A 10,737-nucleotide genomic window follows, 5' to 3' on the forward strand; every position below is an offset into this window, starting at 1 on the left:
TCAACGCCGCGATGGCTTCGCCCGCGACCATGATCGGACAGGATATGTCCCATACGCCTTCCATGATCCGGCTCTGTTCGATCAGCCCGCCATCTTTCCTTATCTGCTTCAGATCGGCCTCGAGCTTGCTCGCCGCGACCCTTCGCGTCTCGACACGCAATGCGTCGAGCGCGCGCTTGCGCCCATATTCCGGCATGAAGGCGAGAAGACACATGCCGGAGCCGGTGTCGGTTAGCGGCTGGCGATAGCCGACCCGCACCGAAACGCCGACAAGATCCTTCCCCTCCGCTCGCGCAATGACGGCAATCTGGCTGCCCGTCGGAATGGCAAGATGGCAGGGATAGCGCGTCGCTTCCGAAAAGCTCTCCATGAACGGCGCGGAAACCTGAACCAGCGCGCGATAGCGCGGCTGGCGAAGCCCCAGTCGAAACAGCTTGTCGGTGACGCGATACCGTTCCGCCTCCCGGTCGCGCTCGACATAGCGGCGCGCTTCGAGAACGGCGAGCATGCGGAATATCTCGCCCTTGGTCCGCCCGATTCCGAGCGCCACTTCGGCGAGGCCGCAGCCGTCCTGATGCTCGGCCAGGAACTCGAGGATGTCGAGACCCTTCTCGAGCGCCGGCGCCGAGTAGCGCCTCGCTTCCGGACTCTTCCGGCCGCGAACCGTCGGCTTCTTCGTTTTGGCTTGTGTCACGCGGCCCTCCCGCAGCCGTTGACGAAACCGTTTTATATATGTCTTCTTGGTTTCTATATGAAACTCTAGCCGAACCCGGACGGACCACAAGTGAAAAACGCCGCCACACCCAAAATCGCCGGATGGCGCACGCATGACGTGCGTTTCCCGACGTCAACCGGCCTTCACGGCTCGGACGCGATGAATCCGGACCCGGATTATTCGGCTGCCTATGTCGTCATCGAAACCGACTCGCCCGGTCTTTCCGGCCATGGCCTCACCTTCACCATCGGTCGTGGCAACGATTTGTGCGTTGCGGCAATCGACGCGCTGATGCCCCGTCTCGTCGGCCTGAGACTTGCCGACATCGCCGCCGACATGGGCGCCTTCTGGCGTCATGTGACGAGCGACTCGCAGCTTCGCTGGCTCGGGCCCGACAAGGGCGTCATGCATCTTGCAACGGGCGCGGTCGTCAACGCCGTCTGGGATCTCTGGGCGAAAGCGGAAGCAAAGCCGGTCTGGCGTCTCGTCGCCGACATGGCGCCGGAAGAGCTCGTGCGCTGTATCGACTTCCGCTATCTCACCAACGCGATCACGCGCGACGAAGCATTGGCGCTTCTCTCACGCAACGCTGAAGGCAAGAGCCACCGCCGCGCCCTGCTCGAAGCGGGCGGCTATCCCGCCTATACGACATCGGCCGGCTGGCTCGGCTATGACGACGACAAGATCAGATCTCTTTGCCGCAAGGCGCGCGCCGACGGCTGGACGCATCTGAAGATCAAGGTCGGCCGCGATCTCGCGGACGATATCCGCCGGTGCCGCATCGTTCGCGAGGAAATCGGTCCCGACTGCAAGCTGATGGTGGATGCCAATCAGGTCTGGGAAGTCGGTGAGGCGATCGGCTGGATGAGACACCTCGCGGAATTCTCCCCCTGGTTCATCGAGGAACCGACCTCGCCCGACGATATTCTGGGCCATGCCGAGATCCGTCGGGCCATTGCGCCGATCTCCGTCGCGACGGGGGAGATGTGCCAGAACCGTGTGATGTTCAAGCAATTCATGCAAGGCGACGCCATCGACGTCGTGCAGATCGACGCGGCCCGCGTCGGCGGCCTCAACGAAAACCTCGCGATCATGCTGATGGCGGCGAAATTCGGAAAGCCCGTCTGTCCGCATGCTGGCGGTGTCGGCCTCTGCGAATATGTGCAGCACCTCTCGATGATCGATTACCTCGCAATCTCCGGCACCATGGACGGCCGCGTCGCCGAATATGTCGATCATCTGCACGAGCATTTCGTCGAGCCCTGCATCATGCGCGAAGGCCGCTACATGCCGCCGCAACGGCCGGGCTTCAGCATCGAGATGAAACCCGTTTCGATCGAGGCGCACCGCTTCAGAGGCTAGCGCACGGAGAATGCCACCGGCCCAAGCATCCGCGCGCCATCTTCGTCCTCGACCCGCGCCTCGACCGCATAGGTTCCGCGCGTCAGCCGCCACATGAAGTCCGGTCCTCGCGTCTCGCCGGCCGGCTCGCCGTTCAGCAACCATGTCACATGCGCTTCCGGCTCGACGCCGCCCAGCGTGAAGCGGAACATCTGCCGGTCCGCGGGAAGACGCGGATCGTAGGCGAGCCTTAAATTCGGCGTTGGCGTCAGGATCGAAGCCTGCGCCGCCTGCCATTTCGCCACCGGCGACCGCGCGGCGACATTCGTCTTGTAGTCGTAAATCTGCTCGCAGCCACTCTGCCCGAAGGCGCAACTGTCGGCGAGCGGCAAGTCGGCGGGCAACGGCAACTTGCCCGTATTGCGGTCGCGATTGAGATAGGCGAAGACGCCGCGCAGCACCAGCGCCGGGCCCGTCGAGCCGGTGATGCCGTCGGTCGGCGTCTGGTCGAGATTGCCCATCCATATGCCGACCACATAGCGGCTGTCGAACCCCACGGACCAGGCGTCGCGATAATCCGTGGATGTTCCCGTCTTCACCGCCGTCTGCACCGGCAGGTTGAGCGTCGAATAGCGCCCGAACTCCATGACGCGCGCCCATGGATCCGAAAGCACATTGCCGACGAGAAGCGCCGCGTCGCGACTGAAGACGCGCGCACCTGGCTCCGCGCGCCTCTCGTCGTCGGCAATCGCACGGAGACGCACCGTCGTGCCGCCATTTGCCAGCGCCGTGAACCCGCGCACCAGTTCGAGCAGCGACACCTCGCCATTGCCGAGCGCAAGTCCGTCGCCATAGAAGCCGGCGCTCTTCTTCAGGCTCTCGAAGCCGAGTTGATGCAGAATGTCGAGGTAACGATCCGGCCCGACAAAGTTGACGGCATGAAGCGCCGGAATGTTGAGCGAATTGCCGAGCGCCTGCCGCGCGCTGACCTCGCCGTAAAACTGCCGGCTGTAATTGTTGAAGCGATGAAGTCCCGTGCCCACCGCTTCCGAATAAGGCGCATCCTCGATCCGTTCGGCCGGCGACCAGCCCGCGTCGAAAGCGGCGGCGTAAAGAAACGGCTTCAACGCCGAGCCTGGTTGACGCGGGATCAGCACCGCGTCGAGAAACCGCCCCGGCGTCGACATGCCGGCGTCGGCCCCCGCCACCACCCAGGCGCGAATCTCGCCGCTCCGTCGGTCCACGACCAGCAGCGCACCATTGTGAACATGGCGCGGGCCAAGGCTGGCGAGCCGCTCGTCGAGCAGCCCTTGCGCAAAATCGACGAGGCCGCTGTCGAGCGTCGTCGTGATATTGAGCGGCAGTTTTCCCGTCCGCGCCGAAAGCTGGCGCTCGACGTAATTGCGGAAATGTCCGATAGCCGAGCGGCGCGGCGGCGGCTGGAGATCGAGCGGCGTCTCGATCGCTCTCTGCCACTCGGCGGCGGGCAGCACACCCGCATGCCGCATCGCCGTCGCGAGTCTTAGGCTGCGCCGGTCGAGAACCTTCGCGCCGCCGCGATAGGGATCGAGCCCGGACGGCGCGCGCGGCAGGATTGCGAGCGCGATCATCTCGCGCGTATCGAGCGTGCCGAGATCGCGGTCGAAATAGAACCGCGCAGCATTGGCGACGCCCCGCCGGTTCGAGGCATAGGGAACCTGATTGAGATAGAATTCGAGAATGTCGGACTTCGTGGCGCGCGCTTCCAGCCGCCGCGCGTCGAAGCCTTCGAGCCATTTCGACCAGAGCGTCCTCGGACGCGGCTTGAGCATGCGCACGACCTGCTCGGTGATCGTGCTTGCACCGCGCACATTGCGCCCCGCACGAATGCCCTGCCAGAGCCCATGGGCCCGCGCGATCCAGTCCACGCCGCGATGCGCGAAGAAACGCCTGTCTTCCGCCAGCAGCACGGCGTCTTTCAGCCGCTGCGGCACGCGATAGAGCGGCACCTGGTTCTGCACGTTCCACTCGCCCGCATCTTCGGCGAGCGGTTGCCCCTGTCTGTCGAACAGAATGTGCCGTGTCGCCCGCGGCGCGAGGTCGAGAGCCTCGTCCGGCGCGAGCCCCGCCCATGTGGCGACGCCGAGCCAGACGAGAAACGCACTCGTGCCGAGCCCCGCCCAGCGCGGCCAGCTCCATTCGTTCGGACGCATCGGTGTCCGCGCGAACTGACTCCAGCTCCAGCGCAACCACTCCATGTCAGGGCTTCTCCCGGACCGTCAGGCTCCCCGGCAGTCCAAGTCCGAAGACGTCCGGATCGTACATTTCCTCGGCCTTCGTCGCCCGCCGCTGGAACTCGCCGGTGGCGATCGCCTGCGCCGCATAGGTCAGGTGATAGTTGCCCGCGTCGAGATAATCCGAATAGAAACGTACGCTGTCGAAGCGCAATTCACGGTGGTAGAAGCTCCAGAAGCCCGCCTCGTACTCGATCCATTCCTTGGCGTGGCTCCACCAGCTTCCTTCCGGCGCGACATACTCGGCCTTGCCGGCATCGACCGCCGACGACGTCGCGAGATCGCGATTGACGGGTTCGAGGCCGCCCGGCACCGGATCGTTGACGACGACGAAACTGCGCGCCGACGGCAGCGAAAGATAAAGATCGACACGCACAAGCTCGCCCCGCGCGACCTCCGCCTTCTCGCCGAGCAGCACCCATTTCCCGTCCCGCTCAACGCTGTACTCGCGACGCACCTCGATGCCGCTATTGACGGCGCTCGCCGCCGCGTCGGTCGGCGCATAGGAAAGCCGCGTCGCATAATAGAGGCGTCCCTCGCCCTCGCGTTTGATCGCGACGGTCGCGGTCGTGCCGGGGTCGGTTGCCGCAATCGGCCGCGAAAGCGTCGCGGGCTTCGCCTGTACGCCTTTCAACTCCGCCGATCCGAGAATGTCGGTGCCGACCGTCGCCGTCACATGAAGATCGGGCGTGGCGCTTTCATAGGCGGCCGCATAGTCGGCAAGCGCCGTGGTGCAGAACATGTTCTCCTGCGTGTTGCCCCAATAACCGGCGGCCCGCTGGCTCTGCGAAATCGCCCGCACCAGCTTGAACGTCACCTGCTCCATCCGGGCCCTTTGCGCCGGATTGCGCCCATAGGCGACGAGGCTCGACAGGATCGCGCAGTTGTCCCTCATCGGCGTCGCCAACATCCGTGCATAGCCCTCGCCCTGTTCCTCGCTGAAGAGAAACTTGCCCGAGGTCTGGTTCGAATGCGCCATGACGATGTCGGCAAGCTCGTCGGCAAGCTTGTCGCCGCTCGCATCCTTGAGCGACAGCGCCGCTTGCATCAGCATCGCATTGCCGAAAAGCCCCATCGTCTTGTAGCGCGGCCGCAGCCGCTCGATGTCGCGCAGCGTCACCTGCCCGCGTTGCGACAGCGCGGCGAGCGCGGTCGCCCGCGCCGACGCGGTCATGTCCGCCGTGTAATAGGCGGGGCCGGTGTCCTTCCGCAGGAGCTCCTGCAGATAGGCCATGAGCTTCGCCTCCACCGGCTCCGGCACATCGGCGCCGCGCGCATGCAGCCAGCCGAAGGAAAGCGCCGTATAGGCGGAGAGATAGGGATCGGCCCTGTCGTTCGACGGCACCCAATAGGCCATGCCGCCATTCGGCGCCTGGAAGTCGGCGGCGCTCGCAAGCATCGCCTTCAGCGTGTCGGCGGCGCCGGCCCATGTGAGGTCGGCGGGCAGATATTTCCCGAGCGCGGCGAAATTGGCCGCCATCACGCCCTTGGTGATCCTCTGCTCCCAGCAGAGAAACGGATAATCCGCGATGAAGCGGAAGGCCCCCGCCACATCCGTGACGACGGTCGGACTCAACACCACCGAGAGCTCTCCGGCGTCCGGTCGAATATCCTTCGGAAAAGCGACCGGCGTCGTCGCGTCGCCCTGATCCGTGGTGCCGTAGATCGCGGCGGTCACGAGGTCGACGCGCTTGTTGACGGCAAGCTTCGCGAGATAGCCGTCCTTGTCGGTCGCATCGCCCGCCACGACCTTGAAGGCGATCTCGCCCTGGTTGACGCCCGGCACCGTCGCGACACGGCCCGCGACCAGCGGCATGAAGATCGTCATTCGCGCATAAGGCTCGAGATCGACCTCCTTCGTCAGCGTCTTCGCTGTCTTCGCATCGAGCGTGCCCCCCGCTTCGATATCGACCTTGATGTGCCGCTTCTTGTCGGTGCGGTTCATCACGCTGAAGCCGGCGTTGAAGCTGTCGCCTTCCATCACCTGGTTCGGCATGACCGGCCTGATTTCTGTCGGCCGGTTGACCTTGAAATCGCCCTCGCCGAGACCGGCCTTGTCGGTCGGCGTCGTGCCGATGGCGAGAATGCGCCATCCCGTCAGATTGTCCGGCGCCTCGAAACTGAAACTCGCATTGCCGCCGGCATCCGTGCGCAGACTCGGATTCCAGTAGGCGACATACTTCGAGTCGTCGCGGAACTTGAAATCGGCGCCGCCATCGCCGCCGGGATTGGCGCCCTTCTTCTCGAACTTCTGGCGGCCGACGAGTTTCAGCAGCAGGTTGTAGTTGCGCACGTCGAGACTATCGAGCTTGTAAAAGCCCTTGTACGGATCGAAATAGGCTTTGCCACCCGTGATGAGATCGAAGACCGCCTGATCGAGAACCGCGACCGCGAGCTCGATCGGCTCCGCCTTCTCCGCATGACGCGCCGCCGCGTGGAGCGCCACCTTGACGCTCTCGCCCGGCCTGTACTCGTCGCGTTCCGTCGTCGCCTTGATCGCGAGTTCGTTATAGGGGTCCGTCACCGGCACGGCGATGTAGCCCATGCGGAACGTCGGCTTGCCGAGATCGACCTGCCCCGCTTCCAGCGGCTTGTCGACGCGCGGGCTGAGCAGCACGACGGAAACATAGAATCCCGGTGCGTAGTTCGGCTTCACCGGAAATTCGACGATGGGCGTCGAGCTCGTGAAGGTCTGCACGAAATGGTCGAGCACGCCGTAACGCTCGATGGTGATGAGCGCCTTCGCGTTGGGATAGGGGTTCTTGATGAGGTAGCGCGCCGTCTCGCCGACCTTGTAGGAGGCCTTCTCCGGGAACATCTGCAACGCCGTGTCCGGCTCGCCGTCCCAGAGCACGACGTCGCGGCCCGTCACCCAGAAATCGCTGCTCGCGACATGCGCCTTGCCGCCCGTGCCCTTCACCGTTGCGGTGATACGATACTCGCCCGCATCCTTCGGTACGAAACTGCAGTCGGCGGGCTCCGCCGCGGGCGTCCCCTCGCAGGTCGCGACCTTCTCCCAACTCGTGTTGTAGACCGTCTGATAGACGTTCCCGGCGGACTTCACCCGCGCCGCCGTCACCTTCTTCATCTCGATCTTGAGATCGACTTTCGCATCCTTGACGGGCGTTCCCGCCGGATCGACGACGATGTACCCGTAGCCTGCCGGCTTGCCCGCCTGATAGATCCATTCCTTCGCCTTGAGGCCGACGAAGCGGTCCGTCGCGGCATAAATCGCATCGATCGAATTGGCGACGTTCTTGCCGCGATCGTCCATCACCGCGACCTCGAAGCTCAGATCGCCATAGCTGTCGTTGCCCTGATCCGGGATCGCCACATTGACCTTGGCGACGCCCTGCGCGTCGAGCGGCTGTTCCATCTGCGCCAGCATCTTCTCATAGCTCGACGTTTCGAGATCGCTGCGCGAAAAATCGAAACCCGCCGCCGTCGGATGGCTGGACGACATCGGTCGCGGCCTGAAACTCGCCGTGATCCGCGCCGTCGCATTGGTGTAGGGTCCGCCGGAGTGAAGCTCCGCCCGCCCCTCGACCGCGACCGGTTTCGACGGACTGAAAACCTTGCCGTCGATGCTCGCCGTCACCCGGAACGAGGCCGGCGTAAAATCGCTGACCAGCACCTGCACCGGCATCCAGGCATACCAGCCGCTCGACAGCGCGCCTTCGGCGTCCGCCGTCTCGCCTTGCTCGCTGTTCTGCGGTTCGCCCGCGTCGCCACGCAGCTTTTGCAACAGCCGGAACTTGTACCAGCCGACCGCGCCCGTCTTCGGCACGGTGACGCTGCCGTCCGTCGCACCGAAATCGTTGAGCGCGACCTTCTTGATGTCGGCCACGAGCTTGCCCGTCGGATCGACGAGCTGCAGCCGATATTCGGACGGCGGCGGCGGCGCCAACCCCTCGTTCGACTGGCCGCGCACGTAAATCTTGTACTGGATCGTATCGCCCGCGCGATAAACGCCCTGCGCCGTCGTGCCCCAGACGCGCATATGCTCCTGCTCGCTCTGGTCCTGCGGCCATATCTGTTCACCGGAGGCGCGATAGGTGTCCGCCTCGAACTCGTAGCTGAGCGGCAGCAGCGCCAGATCGTCGCCTTTCACGGCGCGGATCGTCAGCGCCTTGTCGCAAGGCGATTCCCAGACGCCGGGCTTCGGCGCAACGCCCGGCAGAACGGCGAGTCCGTTCTCGTCGGTGATCGCCGAGGCTTCGACGACGGCGGGCTCCGCCCAGGTCCCCGGCGCGCCGGTCCGGCACAGCGCCTGCGCGAGCACCGGGTCGCGATAGCGCTCGACCTTCACCCCCGCGACGGGCTCGGCGGTCGCGAGATCGGTCACCCAGACGAAGCTGTTGTAATGCGCGATCTTCACATGCAGTCCGAAGGGCGTCACCTGCGCGAAAAGAAGGCCGGACTTCTCGTTCGGCAATTTCGGCGTGACCGTGAGCGCGCCGAGAACGGCGCCCGATTTCCCGTCGAGCAGGCCGCGCACGCCGAAGGGAATCGCGTACTGGATATTGCGGATCGGATCGAGCGCCTCGTGCACCGAAAGCCCGCTTTCGACCTCCCGCGCCGTCATGCGCGAAAAATTGAATTCGCGCGCCGTCAGATTGTTGACATAGAGCGGAACGTCGCTGTCGACGTTCTTCTCGAGAACGGCGATGGCGTTCGGCAGCTCGAAATTCGGCGGCCGGTTGTCCATGTGCCAGCGCACATCGAGCGCGCCCTCGAGCTTGCGCCCCCACAGGTCGACGATCGCGCCCTTGTCGTCCTTCTTCAGCGTCGCTTCGTAGTCGCGGTCGGAACGCAGATAGATCGGGAAGCGCGCCGAATACTCGTCATCCTTCTGCCGGCCTTTCCAGGCGTAGTAGCCCTCCGTCTGTTCGGGATCGACGTTCGACCAGGGGTCGTCGTCCGGCCCCGCTTTGCCGAGCTCCGGCGACAGCGCGACATGGTCGCGGATTTCCTTCATCTTGACCGGCGCGGTGAAGAGCAGCCGCACGGGATTCCACGGGCCGCAATCTGCGGCGGGCTTTCCGGCGTCGTCCGGCCGGATCGTGATTTCCGTGCCCTCGTTCGAGGTGCAGCGCAGCCCTGTGAAACGGAACGCGCCGAAAGTCGCAAATTTCTGCACCGGCTGATCGACGATGCTGCGCTCGGGCCCCGCGCCGGAAATGAGCCCCGGCTTCATGACGAGTTCGGCCTCGGTGTCGAGCGGCAATGGCTTCTTCGCGCTGACGAGCCATGTCCGCCGCGCCCATTCCTCCGTACCCGGAACGGATTCCGGGCGAAACCACGGAAAATAGGCCAGCAGCCGGCGGAAGAAGCCGGCAAGTCCCGGTTCGCGCTCGACCTTCACCAGCGCGTCGTCCGGCGCCTTCGTCCAGTCCGGCCCCGTCGCGACATGAACCGCGACCTCGCCGGTCTTCTCACCCTTCCAGGCGAAGACGAGATGATTGACGACGGAATCGCGCCGCACCGGCTGATTGAAGGTGACGAGCATCGCCGGTTCCGCCGGCCCGCCCCAGTCCGAAAATTCGGCCCGGTCGAGCGCGATGCGTGTCGTGATGAACTCATGGCGGAAAGGCGCTGCCAGCGTCGTTCCATCGGCCGCCTTCAATCCCGGATTGACGGTCAGCGCATAGCGGGTCGAGGCCTTCAGCGCGTCGGCCTCCTTCAACTGGCAGGCCAGCGCGCTTTCGCTGAGCCAGCGCCATTCGCAATCGACTTTCGGCTCGATCTCGACCGGAATTTCGGCGGCCGTCCGCTCCATCCGGCCGAGCGGCACCACCGGCCGGTCGAACTCGATGACGATCTGGCGTTCGGCCGGCACATCCTCGCCGGAGGGTGTGATGCGCGCGACCGAAAGGCTCCCTTCCGCCGCCCGGACGTCCGCGCCAGCGGCGAGGAAGAAGACGGAAAAGGCGAGGAAGGAGAGAGCTGCGAGAGAGGACCGGGAGAAGAGGCGCATGATGGGGGAGCCTTCGCGAGAATCCTGATTGGACGATCAAACCATAGCACGCGCACAGACCCGTGACAGACGCGCCAGGGCGCATCCACCGGGGTCTGACGATATTAGCGCGACAAATGATGGCGGGGATAAGTCGCGGGGAGGACGAAATAAGTTATCCCCGTGCTTTTTTCGCAACTGCGGTAGACGTCCGCCGCCTACCCGCCGATCCAGCCGAGCGCGCGGCGGAAGAGGCCGACGGTCGATGCGTGCAGCATGTCGCCGGTCTCCTTCGGCGCCTTGCCGGCGAAGGCGCGCGCATGCGTCCCTTCGAGGATGATGCCAAGCTTGTAGCAGGCGAGCACCGCATACCACTCGATGGCGGAGAGGTCGCGCGACGATCCCTCGGCATAGCGGGCGACCAGCTCCCGCGCGGTCGGAAACCCGTCCCA

The 10,737-nt window shown here is 64.8% G+C and carries 4 protein-coding genes and 1 pseudogene; 1 reads left to right on the forward strand and 4 read right to left on the reverse strand.

The annotated features are described in order from the left end of the window. Positions 1–694 (reverse strand): IclR family transcriptional regulator (locus VMR03_RS18530; protein WP_325407883.1); only part of this gene is annotated, 694 nt, incomplete at its 3' end. Positions 695–784: 90 nt separating this feature from the next. Here VMR03_RS18530 and VMR03_RS18535 point away from each other — a divergent pair. Next, positions 785–2,077 (forward strand): L-fuconate dehydratase, encoded by a 1,293-nt coding sequence (locus tag VMR03_RS18535; RefSeq protein WP_325407885.1) that lies wholly within the window; start codon positions 785–787, stop codon positions 2,075–2,077. On the opposite strand, the gene VMR03_RS18540 is transcribed toward VMR03_RS18535, so the two are convergent. The 3 genes and pseudogenes from VMR03_RS18540 to VMR03_RS18550 all read right to left on the reverse strand — a co-directional run. After that, a complete protein-coding gene (locus VMR03_RS18540) occupies positions 2,074–4,293 on the reverse strand; it encodes a transglycosylase domain-containing protein (protein WP_325407887.1) in 2,220 nt (739 codons plus the stop codon). The two genes, VMR03_RS18535 and VMR03_RS18540, sit on opposite strands and share 4 nt — an antisense overlap. Position 4,294: 1 nt before the next feature. Continuing rightward, a complete protein-coding gene (locus VMR03_RS18545) occupies positions 4,295–10,306 on the reverse strand; it encodes an alpha-2-macroglobulin family protein (protein WP_325407889.1) in 6,012 nt (2,003 codons plus the stop codon). Positions 10,307–10,503: 197 nt separating this feature from the next. Next, positions 10,504–10,737: pseudogene (locus VMR03_RS18550) on the reverse strand (phosphotransferase family protein); the annotation flags it as partial.

This window comes from Parvibaculum sp., assembly GCF_035511255.1.
In the GTDB taxonomy this organism is placed as follows: domain Bacteria; phylum Pseudomonadota; class Alphaproteobacteria; order Parvibaculales; family Parvibaculaceae; genus Parvibaculum.

Excerpts from the sequence above, each read along its gene's own strand:
- VMR03_RS18540 (WP_325407887.1), bottom strand. The coding sequence starts at position 4,293 with ATGGAGTGGTTGCGCTGGAGCTGGAGTCAGTTCGCGCGGACACCGATG.
- VMR03_RS18545 (WP_325407889.1), bottom strand. The coding sequence starts at position 10,306 with ATGCGCCTCTTCTCCCGGTCCTCTCTCGCAGCTCTCTCCTTCCTCGCC.